This is a genomic window from Flectobacillus sp., from assembly GCF_049240685.1.
In the GTDB taxonomy this organism is placed as follows: domain Bacteria; phylum Bacteroidota; class Bacteroidia; order Cytophagales; family Spirosomataceae; genus Flectobacillus.
On the sequence record NZ_JBMLSD010000118.1, the window covers coordinates 5847 to 28033 of the forward strand.

Annotated in this window: 14 protein-coding genes; all 14 read left to right on the forward strand. The window is 36.9% G+C overall.

Annotated elements, in window-relative coordinates; genetic code table 11:
• Nucleotides 1-172: 172 nt before the first annotated feature.
• The 14 genes from ACOVQ4_RS05320 to ACOVQ4_RS05385 all read left to right on the forward strand — a co-directional run bounded on the left by ACOVQ4_RS05320 (nucleotide 173) and on the right by ACOVQ4_RS05385 (nucleotide 21980).
• Nucleotides 173-1498 carry a TolC family protein gene (locus ACOVQ4_RS05320; protein WP_421819618.1) on the forward strand — a complete coding sequence of 442 codons (1326 nt, stop codon included), beginning with the start codon at nucleotides 173-175 and terminating at the stop codon, nucleotides 1496-1498.
• 287 nt (nucleotides 1499-1785) lie between these two features.
• Nucleotides 1786-3066, forward strand: a complete 1281-nt coding sequence (locus ACOVQ4_RS05325; protein WP_421819619.1) for an amidohydrolase family protein — start codon at nucleotides 1786-1788, stop codon at nucleotides 3064-3066.
• Between the two features lie 199 nt (nucleotides 3067-3265).
• Nucleotides 3266-4906, forward strand: a complete 1641-nt coding sequence (locus tag ACOVQ4_RS05330; RefSeq protein WP_421819620.1) for a sodium/sugar symporter — start codon at nucleotides 3266-3268, stop codon at nucleotides 4904-4906.
• A 518-nt stretch (nucleotides 4907-5424) separates the two neighbouring features.
• Nucleotides 5425-6612 carry a helix-turn-helix domain-containing protein gene (locus ACOVQ4_RS05335; protein WP_421819621.1) on the forward strand — a complete coding sequence of 396 codons (1188 nt, stop codon included), beginning with the start codon at nucleotides 5425-5427 and terminating at the stop codon, nucleotides 6610-6612.
• A 622-nt stretch (nucleotides 6613-7234) separates the two neighbouring features.
• Entirely contained in the window at nucleotides 7235-8338 is a 1104-nt protein-coding gene (locus ACOVQ4_RS05340; RefSeq protein ID WP_421819622.1) for a DUF2891 domain-containing protein, read from the forward strand.
• A 204-nt stretch (nucleotides 8339-8542) separates the two neighbouring features.
• Complete coding sequence (locus ACOVQ4_RS05345) at nucleotides 8543-9604, forward strand: plastocyanin/azurin family copper-binding protein (RefSeq protein ID WP_421819623.1); 1062 nt, start codon at nucleotides 8543-8545, stop codon at nucleotides 9602-9604.
• Nucleotides 9605-9615: 11 nt separating this feature from the next.
• A complete protein-coding gene (locus ACOVQ4_RS05350; protein ID WP_421819624.1) occupies nucleotides 9616-11130 on the forward strand; it encodes a DUF7133 domain-containing protein in 1515 nt (504 codons plus the stop codon).
• A gap of 625 nt (nucleotides 11131-11755) precedes the next feature.
• On the forward strand, nucleotides 11756-13333 hold the full coding sequence (locus ACOVQ4_RS05355) for a sensor histidine kinase (protein ID WP_421819625.1): 1578 nt from the start codon (nucleotides 11756-11758) through the stop codon (nucleotides 13331-13333).
• 1 nt (nucleotide 13334) lies between these two features.
• Entirely contained in the window at nucleotides 13335-14030 is a 696-nt protein-coding gene (locus tag ACOVQ4_RS05360) for a LytR/AlgR family response regulator transcription factor (RefSeq protein ID WP_421819626.1), read from the forward strand.
• A 163-nt stretch (nucleotides 14031-14193) separates the two neighbouring features.
• Nucleotides 14194-15663, forward strand: a complete 1470-nt coding sequence (locus tag ACOVQ4_RS05365) for a serine hydrolase (protein ID WP_421819627.1) — start codon at nucleotides 14194-14196, stop codon at nucleotides 15661-15663.
• Between the two features lie 137 nt (nucleotides 15664-15800).
• On the forward strand, nucleotides 15801-17399 hold the full coding sequence (locus tag ACOVQ4_RS05370) for a serine hydrolase (RefSeq protein WP_421819628.1): 1599 nt from the start codon (nucleotides 15801-15803) through the stop codon (nucleotides 17397-17399).
• A gap of 81 nt (nucleotides 17400-17480) precedes the next feature.
• Entirely contained in the window at nucleotides 17481-18176 is a 696-nt protein-coding gene (locus ACOVQ4_RS05375; RefSeq protein ID WP_421819629.1) for an HAD family hydrolase, read from the forward strand.
• A gap of 199 nt (nucleotides 18177-18375) precedes the next feature.
• Nucleotides 18376-20808: a TonB-dependent receptor gene (locus tag ACOVQ4_RS05380; protein WP_421819630.1), complete on the forward strand. Its 2433-nt coding sequence runs from the start codon at nucleotides 18376-18378 to the stop codon at nucleotides 20806-20808.
• 17 nt (nucleotides 20809-20825) lie between these two features.
• On the forward strand, nucleotides 20826-21980 hold the full coding sequence (locus tag ACOVQ4_RS05385; RefSeq protein WP_421819631.1) for a DUF4249 domain-containing protein: 1155 nt from the start codon (nucleotides 20826-20828) through the stop codon (nucleotides 21978-21980).
• The last annotated feature ends 207 nt before the right edge of the window (nucleotides 21981-22187 follow it).

Consider the following 22187-nt stretch of genomic DNA (forward strand, 5'->3'; position numbering starts at 1 on the left):
CAAAGTGTTGATAATTAAAATTTTACATTCACAATTCACCACTCATAATTCAGCATTAATACTTAACAGGAATAAGGTAAAGGGTAAGAGGCAACGGTTTAAAATAAAATCAGGTGGCTTTTTGCCCAAATCCTCAACCTCTATTTTAATAGACATAATTATAAAAAAGATAATGAAAAAGTTAACAGTTTTCGGACTTGTTCTTTGTGCTCAAGTAAGCTTTGCACAAGATAAAAACACAGATGCGTTGAGTCGGTTGGTGAAGGCTGCGATTGATTATTCTCCAAGAATCAAAGAACAACAACAGATGGTTTCGATGGGTGACTATAAAACCAAGATTCAGGAGGCGGCACTCAAACCTCAAGTACAATCTGAACTTAGTGTGACCCGTGTTGACCCTGTTGCCAAGGCTAGTTTTGCCTTTGGGTCTACCTCCACCGAGCTAAGTTTTCAGCCGAATATGAACTACAATGCCAATGTTGGGGCAAATTATACAATTGCCGACTGGGGTAAGCAAGCCTTGGCTATCGAAAAAGCTAAGTTAGAAACCAATCTCTCCAAAAATAACGTGGAAGGTTTGAAACAAAACTACGCTTATCAAGTGGCTAATTTGTACTACGGAATTGTCTATCTACAAAAAGCCATTGAAGTACAAAAGGAGCAATTAAAATTGGTTTCGGATAATGAGAAACTCATTGCAGACCGACTAAAACAAGGTGATGCGTTGGATTATGATCGAGTGTCTATTCAGGTACGATATAAAAATGCTGAAACTAGATTGACTGATTTACAAGGTCAGTTAGATCGTCAGTTGATTTATTTGAGCTCTCTGATTGGTACCGATGCAAGGATGATGGTACCAGCAGATGCAGATTTTTCGGCTTCTTGGGCAGATTTTACCGTTGCCGCTGCTTTTGAACAGGCACAAACCAATAATGTAGATTTACAAAACCTAAAGGATAAAGATTTGATTGCGGATAGAGATGTCAAAATTGCGCAATTAAGTATGTCTCCAACAGTTTCTGCAGTGGGTCAAGTAGGTATCAAAAACGGTTATTTACCTCGTATCAACGGCGAAGTTCCGCCAGTGGATAAGGACTTCAAATTCAATACTGTTTTAGGTCTAAGAATGACTATTCCAATTTATGCTGGTGGACGTGGAGCTTACTCTACTGAAATGGCCAAATTGAATAAGGAAATGTTAAAGTATTCTGTTGAAGCTACAAATCAAGCTTTGAAACGTGATTTGGACGCAGCTCAGAACGATTATAATATTGCAAAAAACAAATTAGATCTTTCAGAGAAAAATGTCTTCCAAGCACAGTATGCGTTGAAATTAGCAGAAAGTCGTTACAAAAACGGTGTAATTACTAACGTCGAAATAGAAGCTGCTCAAACTGCTTTGCGTGAAGCTCAATTGACACAATTACAGTATCAATACATGATGACACAGGCAAAACTAGAAGTGAGCCGTTTGTCAGGTTTAAAATTTTGGTAGAAAAACAATCTCAGTTGCCCACTCCAATGCTGCTTTTGCGGGATTGGAGTTTTTTTTTTAGGCAGTAGGCGATAGGCAGTAGGCAATAGGCAATAGGCAAAGAGTGTGAAAATGTTTTTCAGTTAGGATAGATATTTTTTACCGAATGCCCAAAGCCGAAAGCCGAAATCTCAAAAATCAAGTTTTCAGGCAACAGTCACAAGGCAAGGAATTGTGTTTGCCTACCGCCTATAGCTTACGGCCTAAAGCCAATTAATACAAAATCATATTTTCATCAATACATTTTTATGAAAAAAATCTGGACGTTCGTACTTGGTCTTTTGTTTAATTCTGCAGCTTATGCTCAATCTTCTGACTCCTTAATTGTCATAAAAGCAGGCCGAATGTTTGATAGTGAGAAAGGCATTTTTCTCGAAAATCAAACTATTATTATCAAAGGTAATACCATTCAATCGGTAGGGACAAATTCTAAATATCCTGCTGAAGCTAAGATGATTGACTTATCCAAAGCCACAGTATTACCGGGATTCATAGATTGTCATACTCATATTACCTCTCAGCCTGATAACTATATGGAGGATTTGTTTCGGAAATCTCCGATTGATTATGCAGTTGAGGCTCACATTTTTGCCAAAAAGACCCTAGAAGCTGGTTTTACTACCTGTCGCGATGTGGGTGCACCAGAATTGATAGATGTAGCCTTAAAACGTTCTATCAATGCTGGGCATATCGCAGGACCTAGATTATTTGTTTCGGGGCCTATTATTGGTTCAACAGGAGGGCATGCCGATATCAGTGGTTTTTCGCCCTATCTATCCTTTAAAGCAATTTCTGGCGTGGCCGATGGTATTGATGAGATACGTAAGCAGGTCCGATATAACATTAAGTACGGAGCAGATCTCATTAAGTTTACGGCAACAGCTGGTGTGTTATCCGAAGAGGAATCGGTGGGTGCGCCTCAATATTCACAGGAAGAAATGAACGCCTTAGTGGCTGAGGCGGCTATGTGGGACAAAAAAGTAGCAGCCCATGCCCATGGAACTGTCGGAATTAAAATGGCCATTAAAGCGGGAGTTGCCTCAATTGAGCATGGGAGCTTTTTGGACGAAGAGGCTATAGAATTAATGAAACAAAAAGGTACTTATTTAGTAGCCGATATTTATAATGATGACTATATTCTTGCTGAATTTGCCAAATTAGGATATCCAGAAAAACTTATAGAAAAAGAAAGAACTGTCGGTAAAACTCAAAGAGAAAGCTTTCAGAAGGCAGCCAAAGCAGGAGTAAAGATTGCCTATGGAACCGATGCAGGTGTGTATCCGCACGGAAATAACGGGAAACAGTTTTTCTATATGGTAAAATATGGATTAACCCCAGCGCAGGCGATTCAAGCGGCTACCATCAATGCCGCAGACTTGATAGGGGTAAGGAATAAACTTGGTTCGATAGCCCAAGGTAAATGGGCCGATATCGTCGCAGTAGATGGAAATCCTGAACAAGATATTACTGTGTTAGAAAAGAAAATTAAGTTTGTGATGAAAGATGGAAAAGTTTATCTACAAAAATAGTTGAGCATAATATGCTTAAATAGTTTTATATTAGCTTATTATGAATTTAATGTGTCGCTTTAAGATAGAATTTATCAAAAGAGCGACACATTTTTGATTATATGAGGCTACTTGTTGTCTTTAATTGGAGAACGGTGTGAAATTTTATATTTTACATAGAAATAATTCTATCTTTAATCCCCAATTAACTATAACAACCATGAAACAACTGCAAACAGCAGACTATTTAGTATTTTTTGTGTATTTTATTGTAGTAATTAGCTACGGTATTTGGGTTTTCAAAAAGAAGCAAGGGACTTCTTCCAAAACCAAAGATTTTTTTCTTGCGGAAGGTTCTTTAACGTGGTGGGCCATAGGTGCTTCCTTGATTGCTTCCAACATCTCTGCAGAACATTTTATTGGTATGTCTGGTTCGGGATTTGCCATTGGATTGGCTATCTCATCTTATGAATGGATGTCGGCTGCAACCTTAATTCTGGTGGCCATATTTTTTATTCCAGTTTATCTGAAAAATAAGATTTATACCATGCCTCAATTTCTTTCTACGAGGTATAATGACACCGTAGCCACGATTATGGCAGTTTTTTGGCTTTTATTGTACGTGTTTGTTAACTTAACATCTATACTGTATTTGGGAGCATTGGCTGTCGAAACTATCTCTGGAATTCCTTTTTATTATTGTATGTTCGGGCTAGCCGTATTTGCGGTTTTTATTACGCTTGGAGGTATGAAAGTGATTGGCTACACAGATGTAATTCAGGTAGTTGTGCTAGTGTTGGGAGGTTTGGCTACTACCTATTTGGCACTAAACCTTGTCTCAGAGAAGTTTAATGGCAATGGCGTCGTTGATGCTCTGGGGATACTTCACAAACAAGCAGATAGTCACTTCCACATGATTTTTTCGAAAGGAGACCCACATTACTACGAGTTGCCTGGACTTTCTATTCTTATTGGGGGTATGTGGATTAATAATTTTAACTATTGGGGATGTAATCAATACATTATTCAGCGTACTCTGGGTGCAGACCTTAATACAGCCCGTGGAGGAATCATTTTTGCTGCATTTATGAAACTATTGATGCCTCTGATTGTAGTAATTCCGGGAATAGCAGCTTATGTGTTATTCCAAAATGGTGAATTCCAACAAGAAATGATGGATGTTAGCGGACAAGTAAAGCCAGACCATGCTTATCCAACGCTGATGAATTTGTTACCTGAGGGCATGAAAGGCTTAGCTTTTGCGGCTTTAACCGCGGCGATTGTTGCCTCTTTGGCTGGAAAATGTAACAGTATTGCCACTATTTTCAGCCTAGATATTTATAAAAAATTCTATAACAAAGATGCTTCTGAAGACCGAACTGTAAAAGTTGGAAGAATGGCAGTAATAGTTTCTTTCTTGATTGCCTTATGTATTACACCACAATTACGTAAACTAGAACAGGCCTATCAATTTATCCAAGAGTATTCAAACTACATCACTCCTGGAGCTTTTGCCTTGTTTTTCTTAGGGTTATTCTGGAAAAGAACTACATCCAAGGCTGCTATTATTGCGGCGTTCTTGGCTTTGCCACTATCTGTCGCTTTCAAATCATATCCAGCAATCGTGGAAGCTTTAATGGGAGTTTCGGTAGACCCAATGCCATTTTTGGATAGAACTTTATGGGTATTTCTACTCTTAGTGTTACTGATGGTGATTGTTACATTAACTGACCCTAACAGCAAAAACAACCCACAAGGATTAGAGATTGACTCCTCAATGTTCAAAGTAAGTCAATCATTTATCGTATCATCTATTCTTATTACTGGGATACTTGTTGCGCTCTACACTGCCTTTTGGTAGTATCAAATGGGTGTAAGCAAAGAAAAAGTAGTAGTATATGCCGAAAAATGGTTCAAAAAGGTTCAGAATTTAATATTCTGAACCTTTTTGAACCATTTTTTTGATTGTTGAACACTTTCAAAATGTAAATTTGCTCTATAGAAAGGATAAATATATTTTATCTTTTTGTCCCAAAAAACAAAATGCAGATATTATGCGTTATCATCGAAAAGTGTTTTTGGGTTATTCTAGTAATAAATACTCATCCTCTACTCAATGAGGATAGTTTAAAGATAAATATAAAGTAAGGATGTAAAGTTTAAAGTTTGAAGGTCATGTTACCTTCAAACTTTTTTGTTTTATAGACCTTTGGACAGTAAATTCATCATCTGCTATTTTTATTTTGAACATCCACAATTTTTTTCAACATTTGTAATATATTTCAGAAAGAAAATATTCTGATTATGAAATTAACCGATTAGTGACGCATCTTTGGCCTTAAGGCTTTCCGAACCTTACTTTTAAACCTTAAACATTTTATGATTCATCTATTCGAAACAACAGTTTTTGGATTAGGTCTAGTTTCGAGTATTATCGGGTGTCTATTAGGATACTGGGTAATTACTCACTTTACACACCAAGGTAAAAATATATTAGCATCTATTTTCTTTATTTGGTCAATCAATGGATTTGCCAATACGATTCTGTATGGTCCAATACCAACCGAAATTCAAGCCTCTATATTTAGATTGGCTATGCCAATATATTTTATTCTACCAGCCTTAACCTACCTTTATGTCAAGCAATTAAATGACCCTAGCCTTCGCCTGAACAAACGTGATTTGATACATGGCATACCAGTGGTTTTGATTTTTTGTGATTTAATTCCTTATTACATTCTTCCTTTTATTGAAAAAGTCAAAGTCTTGGAGTTAATTAAGGAAAATCCCGCTAATTTGTTTGCGGGGAACGAGGGATTTATGAATAATAGCCTCAGAGATTTACTCTTTGGGATACTTTTCATGTGCTACGGAGTGGTCATTTGGCGGATTATTGCTCAACGATTTAAGCAAAATCCCAATACACCGCTGGGGTATTTCAAATGGAGTATTTTTGTGGCCGTTATGATAACGGTGTTATTCATATTGAAGGTTGCGTATTTTGGTGTTTTATTGAATAATTTAGGCATTTCTGCTTTTAAAGGAATATTTACCCAAGTTATCATTATCCATAGCATTATGTTTTATACAATGTGTGGATTCATGTGGGTAAATCGTAGCGAATTAGGAAAAATGTGGTCTGTTTATGAAGAAGTCTTAAATTTTATTGAAGATGAAAATGAAATGAACGCACTGGAGCCTATCGAGATTGAGGCGGGGGTTGTCGAACATTTTGAAACCTACATCAATTTGCACAAACCTTACCTCAAAGCAAAATATTCCTTGAATGATGCTGCCTACGAAACTTCTTTGCCTGCACATCAAATTTCGACTATGATGAGGGTTCATTTCGGAATGAATTTTAGTGACTATATCAATTCTCTGAGAATAGAGGAAGTAAAAAGGAGACTTAGTGACGATGAATTTCAAAATTACAGTATTGAAGGTATCTCTAAAGATTGCGGTTTTAATGCCAAAAGTACTTTTTTCACTGTATTTAAAAAACATACAGGATTAACTCCTTCAGAGTTTCAAAAAAATATAAAGTTGGTTATCTCTAATCAGTAGAGCATAGAGCAATATTTTGTTTAGGGGTCAAGACATTGTAATGTCTTGACCTTTTTATTTTATGTTGTTGACCACAAAATTTATCTTAGTTTGAGGTGCTTTTACTTTAGGTAGTTGGTAGCACCAATAAGAAAATTTTAGACTATTTCAGTTCGTGCTCAAAAAACATTTAATTTTTGAGCTTTGGGCTTTCGGCAAGAACATATCTATCGGTAAAAAAAATACTCTATCAGCCTGTTGCCTAAAACACATAAACTAAATCTAATGCTAAATTCCTACTTCATGCAAGATACTTTTACCTACTGTCGCAGGCGGGAGTCTATCAGGAAAGCAATACCTCAATGATTTCTAATGCTGAAGTAACTGGTATTTAAGTAAAAGGAAAGATTAAATAAAAGTATGTCTGTAGCAAAATTTGACTAACACCTTTTGATTATGATTGTCTTCAGATAACCAATATACTGTTAACTAATAAAGATTTCCTACTTTTTAATCTTTAATTGCTCATTTACAGATTGGTCTTTTGTAAAATTTCAACCCAAGGCAAGATAAATGCCATATTATTCTTTTACATTTTTGTAAAAAACACTTCTAATCATTGCTAAAGCTTTTTATAATGAATATGAAAAAAAAATTAATTGGGCTGTTGCTATTGGGCTGTGTACCGAGTCTTGCCCAGCAAAATCCTTACATCAAGGTATCAAAGCTTGGTGAAAAGATAGAACTCACTCAAGCTGGCGTTTCGTTTTTGGCGAAATTACCTCTAAACTGTATAGAAACAGAATTTCCTAATAAACCCAATCACACCATCGAGACGCCCTCTGAGGTTAGCCTGAGTCCCAAGCAGCTTCATCCCGCATTTTATGGCTGTTTGGATTGGCATTCTTCTGTACATGGTCATTGGATGCTCGTCAAAATTTTAAAAACCTACCCAGATTTGCCCGAAACGGCTCAAATCATTCAAGTATTAGAGCGTAGCTTTCTTCCTGAAAATCTACAAATTGAGGCAGATTATTTTACGAAATACAAACTAGCAAAGGGCTTTGAAAGAACCTATGGTTGGGCCTGGCTACTCAAACTGGATGAAGAACTGCAAACTTGGGATAGCCCTTTAGCACGAAAATGGCATAAAAGCCTTCAGCCTCTCACACAAATCATTGTACAGCGTTGGAAAGAATACCTTCCTAAACAAACTTATCCAAATCGGACAGGGGTGCATCCTAATACGGCCTTTGGGATGGTTTTCGCCTTGGATTGGGCAAGAACTACCAAAAATACAGACTTCGAAAATTTACTGGTTCAAAGAAGTAAAGACTATTATCTAAAAAATAAGGCTGTTGCCGCCACCCTTGAACCCGATGGTACCGACTTTCTATCGCCTAGCTTAGAAATCGCTGATTTAATGCGTAGAGTTTTGTCCAAAAAAGACTTTTTGCCATGGTTCAATCAATTTTATACCTCTGAGGGATTAAAAAATGTGTTAAAACTACCTGTGGTGAGTGATAGAGCTGATTACTCAATTGTCCATTTAGATGGTTTGTCATTGAGTAAAGCTTGGTGTTTACAAGGTATTGCCAAACAATTACCTGCGACGGATTCTCGCAAAAAACAATTTCAAGAAACTGCTGTTATGTTTTTACAAAAAACACTTCCAAACATTGCCAATGGGAATTATGGGGGCGATCACTGGCTTGGTTCGTTTGCCATGTATGCGCTCAATCAGTAAGTTTTGGGGATTTTATATAGAAATTCTAATAATCAAGTGTAGGTAAATTTTAGAGATGGCTGTCTTTATTGGTTTGGGCTGTGTTGTTTTCTTCATTACATGCCCAATAATGTAAATGATTTTACCCGTTTTCTCAAATCATAGTATTCAATGAATCTTATACTGAAAATATTAACTTGTCGAGTAAATTACATATTTCTAGGAATGATACTCTTGGGCAGTCTTCCCCAATGGTCAAAGGCGCAATTGTTGTCAGATACCACCATTACCATGAAGGTACTTGGAGGATTACAATTTGATACCCCGAGGCTGATACTAAAGCCAAATACCCGGGTAACGCTTATTTTGGATAATCATGATGATATGGCGCATAATTTTGTGCTTACCAAACCTAACGCTCGACTTAAAGTAGTAGAGGAAGCCGCTAAGTTAGCAGAACGAGGTGCAAAAATGAATTATGTTCCAACTTCGCCACTGGTACTTGCTAATACAAAAATCGTAGAACCCGGAAATATGGAGACCATTACTTTTACCCTTGAAAAAGCTGGTCAATATCCTTATGTATGTACTTATCCGGGGCATGGCTATGTGATGTATGGTGTCATTTATGTGGGACAGTCCTATATTCCTCCTTTCGAAAAGGATACCAATATTCCCGAATCACAACGTGCAGGTACTTCCAACGAGCATGCGCATCATGGTCATGGAATGCCGAGTTCGCCTCACCCTTTTCCTATCGAATTTCCGATGCTCTATCGTACCTTCATGCCCGATGCGAGTCCAGCGGCAATTGCAGTAGGGTTAACTGCCACCGAATCGTATTGCTGGGACGCTGGCAAATGCTATTTGAGGTATCTTTGGACGGGAGGTTTTGTCGATAACTCAGAACAATGGAAAGGTAATGGCAGTAAACTTACCAAAATTGAAGGTGAAATTTATTGGAAAGAACAACAATTTCCTTTTACAATTGGTGTAAAAAGAACGCAACCGAAGGTAGAGTTTAAGGGCTACAGACTCAAAAAACGCTTGCCAACCTTTGAGTATACACTCAATGGAATACAAGTATTTGAAACATTAACTTGGAATGAGCACAATCAAAGTTGTACGAGAACCTTTGTTTTGGGAGAGCGTAATACCAGCTTGTTTTTTTCTTTACCTCAAAACGATGCTATTGTTTATCAATTAAAAGGAGTTACACAGACGAAAGGAAGTATTATTATTCCTAAAATGACCAAATCCTTTAGTGTTATTATCAAAAGAAAATAAAGTTTTATTTCATGAAAAGGAAATATTTCGCGCCTAGACTATGGAAATCAGTTGGGGTAGGCATGTTGATTAGTTTCATCGGGTATGCTGTGAAAGCACAGAGTACTACCATGCCAAATGATTCTGCGGCGATGTATTACGATGTTGAGGATATCCCTTTGCCAGATGGATTGGTTGCCGAAACTGGCTCTATTGGTTTTTTGCCAGACGGGCGTTTTGTGGCAGGTTTTCATCGTGGCGAGATTATGATTTATAACCCCAAAAACCGTACTTGGAAACGCTTCGCAGAGGGCTTACACGACCCTTTGGGATTGATGGTGCTTAGCAATAACGAAATATTAGTCATGCAAAGGCCTGAACTCACAAGAATTAAAGATACGGATGGGGACGGCGAGGCAGATGTGTATCAGAAAGTCACTGATGATTTTGGCTTGTCTGGTAATTATCATGAATTTGCCTTTGGCCCCGTAAAGGACAAAGCGGGAAATTTGTATATAGCGCTCAATTTAGCCTCCAACGGAGCCGGTATTCGCCCCGAAATTCGTGGAACCTATGATTCTTTGTCAAGACCTGGTCGTATGTACGCCTGTGTGGATTATCGTGGTTGGATTATGCGATTGGATAAGCAGGGTAAATTACATCCTTACGCTGTAGGTTTTCGATCGCCCAATGGACTTGGGTTCGATGCGCAAGGAAGGCTTTTGGTTTCGGATAATCAAGGTGACTGGCTCGGTACTAGCAAATTGTATCATGTAGAAGAAGGTAAATTTTATGGTCATCCTGCTGGATTGATTTGGAAAAAAGATTTCCCAAGGGTTGTGCCTATTTCGTTGCCTGTTGCACAATTGGATAGCATGCGGACTAAAGAAATAGTACAATTTCCGCATGGTTATTTTGCCAATTCACCGACTCAACCAGTTTTGGACAATACCAATGGAAAGTTTGGTCAATTTGGAGGGCAAATGTTGATTGGAGACATGGACCATAAATATATGATTCGCCTTTTGCTTGAAGAAGTCAACGGCAAAATGCAAGGAGCGTGCATTCCACTAAATATTGGTTCGAAGATGCGCATTGGAAACAATCGTTTAGCATTTGCTCCTGATGGTGCCCTCTGGGTTGGTCAAAATGATCATGGATGGGTAGGAGCAAGGGGGATTCAAAGGATTACATGGAAAGGCGAAAAACACCTAGACCTAATGGCTATGAATCTTACCAAGGAGGGTTTTGACCTAACGTTCTCGATGCCACTCGATGCTGAAAGCGCACAAAATTTAGCCAATTTTAAATTTAAACGCTATTATTACGAATATCACCAAGCATACGGTTCCAAACAATTTGAGGTAAAAGAAATAGGGGTAAAGAGCATTTCGCTCTCTGAGGACAAAACGAAAGTACATCTGGTATTGGATGAGATGAAAGCAGGATATGTCTACGAAATGCGTTTAGGACAAATAATCAATGCCAGTAAGAACAAAAGAATTATAAATAATTTGGTATGTTATTCTTTGAACCAACTTAAATAAAAAAATCAGTATTTTCTAGCATTAAATAGTCCTGAAAAAAACTTTCAAATTGGTTTAAGTTATTGTTCTTCAAGTGTTTAAAGATTGATAAATAAAGTTGGAATCTAAACGTGAAGCTCGTGAAACTGGCTAAAAAATTTGTACACCAAATTTAGTCAGCTTCGCGAGCTTTATTTTTCTTTTTTTCATGGAATAAAAAATGCGTTTATTGATTAATTTCCGCTGTCTACATTTTTTCATGCTTTTTTCGAATACAAAAAATATAAGATAAGCTTGATTACGCAGCGGAGGCGTCTATCCTCCGAAAATAACTCTTGCGCGTGTTTGAATGGTAAAGGAAATTCGGGTATTTTTTTTGCTTAAACTACCACTGAAGCAGACTAATTTTTTTCAGCTTGAATACTTGAGAAAGGTATGCAAAACTCTGTAACTCGATGGAGCTGTATGCCATACTTTACAAGTCATGAATGAGCGTTTTTTTTGGGATAAACCTGTCTATACAATCAGCTAAATCTTTTAGCAAACCACTAAACAGGGTAATTTGCCCCATTTTTAGAAAGTTTCGTCCCATTCATTCCATCAGTATGAAAGGATTGCCTAAGTTTGAAGAAAAAACGGCTAAACCATGAATCCTATTCAAAAAAAATTACGCATTACAGAGTGGTCGTTGGCACTGCTATTTACGGTACTATACAATGTTGTACACCTTTCGAGGGTTATAAAATATTTCGATAACGAAATTGGGAAAGTACAAAATTATGAGTACGTACCGATTGATTATACCTCATTTTGGGACGCCGTCCGTGAGTATGATACCATCAAGTACATCAACTTACCAACTATTGCAGCGGCAATTTTCTTTTTTGCTGCTTGGACACTTTTACATTTTTTTACGGTTCCAAAAATTGTAAAAAAGGAGTATAATACCACAGTCGTACTAATGTTAGCTGGCGTAGTATTGTTAACTTTTCTGAGTGTATGGACCTATCATTTTTTTAAACTCAACTGGCGGATAGAAAAAGAGGAACTCAACCAAGTATCAGGTTTTGCCACTAGTTCTATTTATCGAAAATGGTTTGTTTTCAATAGTTTTTTAAATGCCTGTTTTGTACTGCTTGCTTACGAGCTTGGGATGTTTTTGGTATATCATTTGGAAAAGAAAGCCATTGAGAAAACCGACCAAACTAATGTGGGCGCATACGTTTGTGTAGCTTTAATTTGGGTACTCACAGGAATATTTTGGGTTTCAGTAGGTTCGATTGGTAATGTGGTTATTCATCCGCCACAGCCTGCCTATTGGGCAGCCATTACTTTTGGTGGGGTTTTGTACCACGGATTGGTTTATTATGGACTTTTCCCATTTGTATTGATACCGCATACCATCAAAACAGCCAAAGGTATTTTATTATTCCTTTTCGGAAGTTTTGTTTATTTGGTGTTTTGCCTTGTAACCTATGGAGTTCTTCGTGGACATATTCCACACGAGGAGTTCGATTTGGAGGAGGTATTGAGCCTATCTGCTGGAATTGGGTATATCTCTGCGGTAATTCGTTCGTATATTGATTATACCAAGACTACCCTCACCAATCAGATTGTACATACATCCACAGAGCTAGCTTCCTTAAAAGCGCAGGTTAATCCGCATTTTTTGTTCAATGCCTTGAATACTTTGTATGCTGTGGCATTACGTGAAAAAGCCGAGGATACTTCGATGGGGATTCAGAAGCTGGGAGATATGATGCGTTTTATGTTGCATGATAACAACCAAGATAAGATATCACTAGTAAAGGAAATAGAATATCTTGAAAATTACATTAGCTTACAAAAACTTCGCCTCGATCAAAATTTTTCGATTGACATAAAAGTAATTATTCAGCCTCAAGAAAAAGAAATATGGATAGCTCCCATGCTGATAAACCCTTTGGTCGAAAATGCCTTTAAACACGGTGTAAGTCTTCGAAATCCATCGTGGATTTATATCACAATTACTTTTGATGAGACCTACTTGTATTGTAAAGTCCATAATTCGATGCATGTACGACAAGGGCAAGATTCAGAAAAGGCCTCTGGGATTGGTTTAGAGAATTTGAAAAAACGTTTACAAATGATTTATCCCAATCGTCATAGGCTCGATATTCAGTCAAACTCGCATGAATATTTTGTTTCTTTGCAAATCAATTATTTACCTATTCAAACGCAATAAAATGAACCAAGCTATCCAAGCTATCGCCATCGACGACGAACCCAAAGCACTGGAGGTGATTCAAATTCACGCAGAAAAAGTACCGTTTTTAGAACTAAAAGCGATGTTTACCAATGCATTTGAAGCCCTAGACTATCTACGAACCAATCAGGTAGATTTGATTTTTTTGGATATTCGGATGCCCGATATTACTGGCTTGGAGTTGCTTTCTAGTTTAACCTCTAAACCATTTGTCGTATTTACCACGGCCTATTCTGAGTACGCTGTGCAGGGCTTCGAGGTCGATGCTTTGGACTACTTACTTAAGCCTTTTTCTTTTCCGCGCTTCTTGAAAGCTTGTAACAAAGCCAGTGAGGTGATTCAAAAATCTGTAAAATCTACTCCTGAATCGATATTTTTGAAAACAGGCTATCAAGAAGAAAAAGTGTTTTTGGACGAAATACACTATATCGAGGCCGAAGGAAATTACCTAAACGTGATTTTGACAGAAAGAAGATTAGTCGTAAGGATGACTCTCAACGAAATGTCCGAATTGTTGCCCACAAGTCTCTTCCTACGTATACATCGATCGTATCTGGTAGCGCTGAATAAGATTGAAAAAATCGCTAAAAACTCCATCGAAATAAAAGCTAAGGAAATTGCGATAGGAGCAAGTTACGAGGAGGCTTGGGCCGAAGCCAAGTCCAAATTAAGATAACTCTTTTTACAGTAGGGTCAATTCTTGACTGCTGAATCTCAAGTTCAGCTTATGGGTTCGTTTTGCCTAAATTTTAAATAGTTCATGTAATAAACCTCTTTATACTTTTTTTTAATTAAAGCCATTTTGAAACAAACCTAAAACATTTTAAACTTCTCAAACAATGAAATTAGTATTTATGATGCTTCAGTCCTTAAGGCCGTTCTATGCCCTCTTTCTGTGTTCTTTTTTTAGTATCAGCCTATTGGCGCAACAACAAACTGGTTTAAACGGTAATATTTACCAGATTTTGGATAAAAATGCCGATTTTTTGCTTCATCAATCCAAAGCCTATTCTGTTTCAATTGGCATGGTGAAAGGCGGGAAGGTTTATACCAAACACTATGGAGAAATTGATAAAGGAAAAGGTAATAAAGCCGATAATACCACCAGTTTTGATGTTGCGTCAGTTACCAAGGTAATGACGGGCTATTTAATGGCGAAAGCTGTTTTGGAAAAGAAAGTCAAACTTGACGAAGACATCAGAAAATACCTTGATGGTTCATATCCCAATTTGGTCTATAATGGTATTCCTGTTAGAATAAAAGATTTAATCTCCTTTCAATCTGCCTTTGATAGAGAAATTCCAGATTTCAGTTATCTCAAAAAGAATATGGACGATAGTACTTGTTTTCGCATAAAAAAAATAGACGAAAGTTATAGTAAGAAGCAATTTCTGGAAGACTTAAAAACGATAAAACTAGATACTATCCCTGGGAAAAAGCATAAATACAGCAATACAAGCCTTGAATTGGCGGCGCTTATTTTAGAAAAAGTGTATAACAAAAACTTTGAAACACTTTTGAACGAAGGCTTTTTTTCTGAAACAAAAATGAACACCACTAGGCGCAATAGTAAAATAGATGGTAGTATTGCCAGCGGATATAACGTCAATAAAGTGTTGATGCCCAACAGTTTTACCAATTTGTGGGCTGCTGGTGGATATAGAAATTCAACGATGAACGATTTAAGCAAATTTTTAAGATTTGAGTTAGATCCGAAAAATAAAATAGTGCAAGAATCTCAGCGCAATATTTTCAACAGCGAATCATCTTGGAATGGATATTTTTGGGACGAAATTGGCGTATCAGAAAATGGGAAGTACTGTTTTAAGCATGGTGGGGCTTTCGGAACAAACACCCTCTTTACAGTCTATCCCGAACTTCAAATAGGGATATGCGTCATCGTTAATATTTCTGGTGAAAATACCTTTGGTAATTTGTATGAAACAGTTCTGAAAATAGTAGAAGATTTAGAAACTACCCCGACCGAAAAAATAAATTATGGTTACAGACTAACCCATGATAAAGTGATTTTTAGTTATGAATATAATCGAAAACTAAACCCAAAATTGATAAAAAGCATTTCGGTGGCAGGTTCATTCAATAATTGGAATCCTGATAACAAGGATTTTCGGATGCATCCAAAAGGAAGCCATTCCTTTGAGATAGAAGTGCCAAAGTCTCTATTTGAAAAAGGAAAAACTTATGCCTTTAAGTTCGTTTTGAACAAAAATAGTTGGCTAAATACACCCAAATACGCCTTAAACACCGATAAAACGCTAGATAATAATTTGACCTTTCAAGTGGACTAACAAAACGGACAGGTTAGTACGAAATAAAATTAAATTTTTGAGCCATCAGCTTTCAGGTATGGGCATTGAACAAAAACATGGTAATACGCTTTGCCCATGGCTTGATGCAACTATCGCTGTTTTTAACGAATCATTCTATGAAACATATATTAGTTACGTTACTTTTTGTGATATCACAAAGTAAGGTTTTTTCCCAGAAAAATGACATTCTCCACGAATTATTGAGTTCTTACGAAAAAATCAATCAGTTTAGTGGTTCTGTGTTGGTGGCGGAAAAAGGAAAAGTCATTTTCGAAAAAAGCTACGGCTATCGTAATGCGGTCAAAAAGGAAAAGAACACCAATCATAGCCGCTATAGAGTATACTCAACCACCAAAATGTTTACGACTATCGTTATTCTAAAACTACAAGAACAGGGTAAGCTCTCCATAGAGGATAATTTATCAAAATATTTTCCGAGCTATACACAAGGGGATAGTATCAAAATTAGAAATATGTTATCGCATACATCAGGAATTCCCGAAACAGACGAAGTAAATAGCGAGGAGGAACTAATCAAACAACTTTTGAGCAAACCGCTTGATTTTTCGGTTGAAACTAAATGGAGTTATTCTAATACGAATTTTTATCTGTTGGGTTATATAATTCAAAAGGTTACAGGAAAACCGTATGAGGAGGTAATTGCAGAAATGATTCTGAAGCCTTGCCAAATGAGGCATAGTGGTTTTCATTTTAACAATTTGAAAATTACTGAGAAGGCACTAGGATATGAATTTATGTTTGGGAAAAACTCGAATGAGGCCTTACGGTTTAAGTCAGATCATCCTTATGCTGCAGGTGCTCTTTACTCGACGGTCGAAGATTTGTTTAAATTTAGCGAAGCATTTTATAGTGGCAAAATCATTGATACCAATTTAGTAAACTATATGTGCAATCCGTATCTTGAAGAGCATTATGGACTTGGTCAGGAAGTGTATAGAATTCAAAATTCGGATAAAATGTTGTTTGGCCATGGGGGACTTGGCCCTGGTTATAGATGTAGATTTATCAGAGACCGTGAGGAGGAAATTGCCATTATTATACTTTCTAATTCAGAGATGACTCCAGTTGATAAGATTGCTGAAGAAATTTCAGGTATTGTATGCGGGAAGTATCGCCCGAAACTCAAAGTTGGTACAGTAACTCAAAACGATTTGTACCCAATTGAAGGTATCTATTCATCCACTGAAGGGACTTTTTACGTGAGAGTAATTGATGGAATGGTGGTGTTTAATGGGAGTATCTTACCAAGAGTTCCGCTCATTCCAGTGACAAAAACACTTTTTAAGTTAGTGGATAATTTTACTTTCAACTTTTCAGCTGACCCGACTGGCAAAATCGAATCTATTACCATTACTAATTTGAAAGGCGTTAAAAATGCCCCAAAAATATCAGATACTTTTCCGTGGGGAATTATCGGAACAGCCACTTCGAGTGGTTGGGATGGGAAAGACATCGTGATGCAAACTACTAAAAGCAAGCCTCATATTTATTATCTCAAAAACTATCCTTTAAATGCAGGAGAACTAAGGTTTCGATTAAATAATGATTGGAGCAACAGTTTGGCCCTGAATAATGATGACAAAACCCTGTGTTTTGATGGATATAATATCAAAATCAAAGAGAAAGGGAATTATGATATAATGTTGGATATGACGGTAGCCTCAAAGCCACGGTTTTCTCTAATAAAAAAATAAAATATGAATCCTTTAGGCTTTGGAGCATTTGTGTCTCTTGTATCTTTGTTAGAAAAATCATCCATTTTTATTTTCTAAGAAATGAACAAACTAAAAGTAATTGCTTTTGATGCAGACGATACCTTGTGGGTAAATGAACCCTATTTTCAAGAGGTAGAAAATAGATTTTGTGAGATGATGGAGGATTATCATCCTCAACATACCATTTCAAGAGAATTACTCAAAGTTGAAATCGCTAATCTATCCCTTTATGGGTATGGTGTTAAAGGTTATATTTTGAGTATGATTGAGGCCGCTTTGCACATTTCTGGTAAAACGATTTCTATTGATGCCATCGAAAAGATTTTGGATTTGGGGAAAGAAATGCTCGAAAAACCAATCGAGCTTCTTGATGGTGTAGAAAACATTTTACAACAACTTCAAGGAAAATACCGCTTGGTGGTTGCCACCAAAGGCGATTTGCTCGATCAAGAAAGAAAACTTAAAAAATCAGGATTAGAAAAATACTTTCATCACATCGAAATTATGTCTGATAAACAAGAAGCTGATTATCAAAAACTCCTGAATCACTTGGACATCCAACCTGAGGAGTTTATGATGATTGGGAATTCGCTGAAATCAGATGTTTTGCCAGTGCTAAAATTAGGTGGAATAGGCGTACATGTGCCTTATCACACCACTTGGGCGCATGAAACCGTCGATCACAAAGTAGAACATCCTAATTTTTATCACTTCGAGCATGTTAATGAAGTATTGAGCCTTTTGATCTCACTATAATTTTACCGATTTTGGTTTTTCTGACTGCCTCTTGCAATATGCATAGAGGCAGTTTTGCTTTAGGTAGATAAAATTTTGTGCTTTATCATTAATACATTACCGTTGGTATAGAATGCCACGGGGTAATGACGAAAATTACTTATATTGGTGTTTTTTACCAACAATTAGACTTAAGTGTCTTCCTCAAATACTTATCTACATGATTCAACAACTACGCAAAACAGCAATTTTGCTGAAAATACTATTGCTATTCTTAGTAATAGGAAGTTCAAAGCCCAGCTTTTCTCAAAACAAAGTATTAAATAATCTCTTAGAAATTCGTGGAAAGGTCATTGATTCGCGCACAGGCGAACCACTTCCTAATGCCAGTATTTTTTTGGACTTCAAAAAGTCGGGATTTATCAGTGATTCTACAGGGGCCTTTTTGTTGTATTTACCTAATGGTGAATATGTGATAAAGGTAAGCGCACTAGGATACAAGGCCTATCGCACACGAGTTAACCTATCAAAAAATGTTTCTTTGAATATAGAATTAGACGAAGTCAGTAAAACCTTAGAGGAGGTAATCGTATCGAGCCAGGCACTTCGGAAAGATATTCAAACGCCCTCTTTAGGGGTAACTTTACTAAATATAAAAGGTATCAAGAAACTCCCAGCTATGATGGGAGAAATTGATATTATAAGGTCTATACAAACCCTACCGGGCGTATCCTCCGTTGGTGAAGGCTCTAATGGTGTAAATATACGTGGCGGAAATGTTGACCAAAACCTCATTTATATCGATGATATGCCAATCTTTAATCCTACTCACCTTTTTGGACTATTTTCGGTATTTGCCTCTGATGCAATTCGTGAATTAGAATTGTACAAAGGAGGGATTCCTGCTCGTTTTGGTGGTCGGAGTGCTTCTGTGCTTGATATAAAAGTTACAGAGCCAAGTACTGAGAAATTTAAACTTTCAGGAGGGATAGGTTTGGTATCAAACAGAGCGATGGCCGAAATTCCAATCATTAAAGAAAAACTGTCGGTGCTAGTGGCTGGAAGGGTATCTTTTAATGATTTTCTTTTCAAATGGTTGGCACCAGATAATATGAAAAATACCAAGGCAAATTTTTATGATTTTGCCACGAAGGTATTTTATAGACCAAACAAAAACAATACGATTACTTTGTCTGGCTATCTGAGCAAAGACTACTACCAAGTGGATTCTTTATTTAGTTTGGAAAATGTAATTGCTAAGAAAACAGAATTTGATTATGGACATAAAAACGCTTCTATTCATTGGAGTCATTACTTTAATCCCAAAGTGAGTTTGGAGGTAGTGGGTGTGACGAGTCTTTATAAAACCAAAACTTACTCGCCAGATTCTGTCAATAATATTGACTTGAGAAATCAAGTTTTTTATAATAATCTCAAAGCTCAAATTGATTATTTACCTTCCGAAAAACAAAAGATTAACATTGGAATCAGTGCTATTCGCTATGATATAGAACCAGGTAGTTTAAATCGGGAAGTAAAATCGAGAATTGCATCGGTCGAATTACCAAACGAACATGGAATGGAATTTGGTGTTTTTGTGGATGATGAATATAAATTTAATGAAAAATTGACGATTCAGGCTGGACTAAGATATGCACATTATCTTGCTTTGGGTGCAGGTACTGTCAATACTTATTTGACTACAGAGCCTAAATCATTAAATACTGTGCTAAGTACAAGAACCTATAGCGCTGGGGAAGTTATGAAATCTTACGGTGGCCTTGAGCCTAGGTTAACGATGAAGTATTCTATTAATGAAAAGAATACTTTGAAACTAGGGTATAATAGAATGCAACAATTTTTCCAGCTAATTTCTAATAATACGACTCCTTTACCTACGGCAAGATGGAAACTAGCTGATGAATATGTAAAGCCGCAGTTTAGTGATTTTTATACAATTGGTGGTTTCCATTCTTTCAAAGATGAAATATGGGAATTGTCTGCGGAGGCTTATTATCGTCATGCTCATCATATCTTAGATTATATTTCGGGTGCTAATTTGCAACTTAATAAGAACATCGAAACCCAACTGATTTCTGGTCAGGGAAAAGCCTATGGATTGGAGTTGATGCTTACCAAGAAGAAGGGAGAGGTAAATGGCTGGTTGAGCTACACGTATGCGCGAAGCCTACAACAGATGTTGGGCGATTTTCCGAATGTGCAGCAAATTAGTAACGGAGAATGGTTTCCTTCAAATTATGACAAACCTCATAATTTTAATATGTTGGTCAATATTACGCCGACAAAGCACCATAGTTTTTCATTTACCTTTGCTTACCAGACAGGTAGACCTGTATCATCTCCAGTTGGATTGTTTCAAATCGATAATCAACGTTATCCTGTGTATGTCTCTCGCAATAATGGACGTATTTCGGATTACCATCGTTTAGATTTTTCATGGACTATTACGAATCCTTCCTTAAAAGAAAAACGCTGGGAAGGTAGCTGGACTTTTACGGTGTATAATATATATGCACGTAAGAATGCTTATTCTGTATTTTTTAAACCTGTGGCTTATGGGGTAAAACCTTACGAACTGAGTGTTTTTGGAGCCCCGTTTATTTCGTTGACCTATAATTTTAAGTTTTTGTAAATCTATCCTGTAACACAATGAAAAGATATTTTAATTTTTCGCTATATATTCTACTTGTTGCTAGTTTTATTTCCTGCATTAATCCCGTTGACGATTTTGAACAAGTTGCTTATCTAAAATTTTTAACGGTAGAAGCTCCTTTAAACAATTTAGCAGAAGGACAAAAAGTCAAAATTTATTGGTCTGCCGACAAAATTGATGGTACATCTGGATTTACTCCTATTACAGGCGCAAAAGTTTGGATTACCAGCGCTTCTGGACTTACAGAAAACTACACCGAATCGGAGGTGTCGAGTGCGAAGGGGGTGTATGCCTCTTCGGCCTCATTCAAAGGCATCGTTGGCGAAACATATACCTTGCATATCCGTCTTGCCAATGGAAAGGAATATGAGTCTTTACCCGAAAAAATGCGTAAATCTCCCGACCTAGAAAATATCATTACTCAATTTGAAATTAATGATGCGTATGGAAAGGCAGATTCGAGACGAGTTGGATTTAATGTTTATGGAGATTTTCAGGATAATCCCGAATCGGGCGATTATTATCAGTGGTTCTGGAAACACTACGAACGTGCCCCCTTTTGTATGTCTTGTTACAATGGAGCTAAATACAATTTTAGCACAAGTACATGCGAACCTCCACGAATTCCAACTGACGAAGTTTGGAATTACTTGTGTAGCTCTCCTTGTTGGAATCTAACATTTAGCAATGATTTGAATCTTTTATCGGACGCTTTGTTGAATGGTCAAAAAGTTACAGGTAAAAAATTGGCAAGAGTGCCATTTGATAACTATTCTAGCTATTACCTCAGGCTCGAACAACGTGCTATTACAAAGGACGCTTATGATTATTATCAAAGTCTAGCCAATCAAACTCAAAATACTGGAACCTTATTTGATGTTCCAGCAGAAACACGTTTTAGTTTAAATATAAAATCAAAGTCGGATGCCTCTGAGAAAATACTTGGTCTTTTTGATGTATATTCCGTTCAGAAAAAGGTTTTTTATATAGACAGGCAAAAGGGAGTTCCCGATTCTGAAAAACCTTTTGTTAATGTTTTACCTGGGTTTATTTATTCCTGCCCTCCAGGTGCAGTCAATTGTCAAGACAAAGTGCCATGTTTAGAGGGTTTGTATCGCACACCTTTCAAGCCAGAAGGTTGGATTGACTAAAATAAGAAAAGTCTTTACGCCAGTAGAAAAATGTTTAGGGAGCCAAAGTTTGAGCAAATACCTTTGATATACAAGTTTTTAAGGTATTTGCTTGACTTCAAAAAGAAATGCCAAAGGCTTTTGTGATATAAAATCTCAAACAAAAGCTGTCTATTTGGGTTAAAAATTAAGAAACCTTTTAGAACTTTGTATCGTAAGTTTAGCAGG

Coding starts and splice junctions, on each gene's coding strand:
- ACOVQ4_RS05320 (WP_421819618.1), top strand. CDS start 173: ATGAAAAAGTTAACAGTTTTCGGACTTGTTCTTTGTGCTCAAGTAAGC.
- ACOVQ4_RS05325 (WP_421819619.1), top strand. CDS start 1,786: ATGAAAAAAATCTGGACGTTCGTACTTGGTCTTTTGTTTAATTCTGCA.
- ACOVQ4_RS05330 (WP_421819620.1), top strand. CDS start 3,266: ATGAAACAACTGCAAACAGCAGACTATTTAGTATTTTTTGTGTATTTT.
- ACOVQ4_RS05335 (WP_421819621.1), top strand. CDS start 5,425: ATGATTCATCTATTCGAAACAACAGTTTTTGGATTAGGTCTAGTTTCG.
- ACOVQ4_RS05340 (WP_421819622.1), top strand. CDS start 7,235: ATGAAAAAAAAATTAATTGGGCTGTTGCTATTGGGCTGTGTACCGAGT.
- ACOVQ4_RS05345 (WP_421819623.1), top strand. CDS start 8,543: ATGATACTCTTGGGCAGTCTTCCCCAATGGTCAAAGGCGCAATTGTTG.
- ACOVQ4_RS05350 (WP_421819624.1), top strand. CDS start 9,616: ATGAAAAGGAAATATTTCGCGCCTAGACTATGGAAATCAGTTGGGGTA.
- ACOVQ4_RS05355 (WP_421819625.1), top strand. CDS start 11,756: ATGAATCCTATTCAAAAAAAATTACGCATTACAGAGTGGTCGTTGGCA.
- ACOVQ4_RS05360 (WP_421819626.1), top strand. CDS start 13,335: ATGAACCAAGCTATCCAAGCTATCGCCATCGACGACGAACCCAAAGCA.
- ACOVQ4_RS05365 (WP_421819627.1), top strand. CDS start 14,194: ATGAAATTAGTATTTATGATGCTTCAGTCCTTAAGGCCGTTCTATGCC.
- ACOVQ4_RS05370 (WP_421819628.1), top strand. CDS start 15,801: ATGAAACATATATTAGTTACGTTACTTTTTGTGATATCACAAAGTAAG.
- ACOVQ4_RS05375 (WP_421819629.1), top strand. CDS start 17,481: ATGAACAAACTAAAAGTAATTGCTTTTGATGCAGACGATACCTTGTGG.
- ACOVQ4_RS05380 (WP_421819630.1), top strand. CDS start 18,376: ATGATTCAACAACTACGCAAAACAGCAATTTTGCTGAAAATACTATTG.
- ACOVQ4_RS05385 (WP_421819631.1), top strand. CDS start 20,826: ATGAAAAGATATTTTAATTTTTCGCTATATATTCTACTTGTTGCTAGT.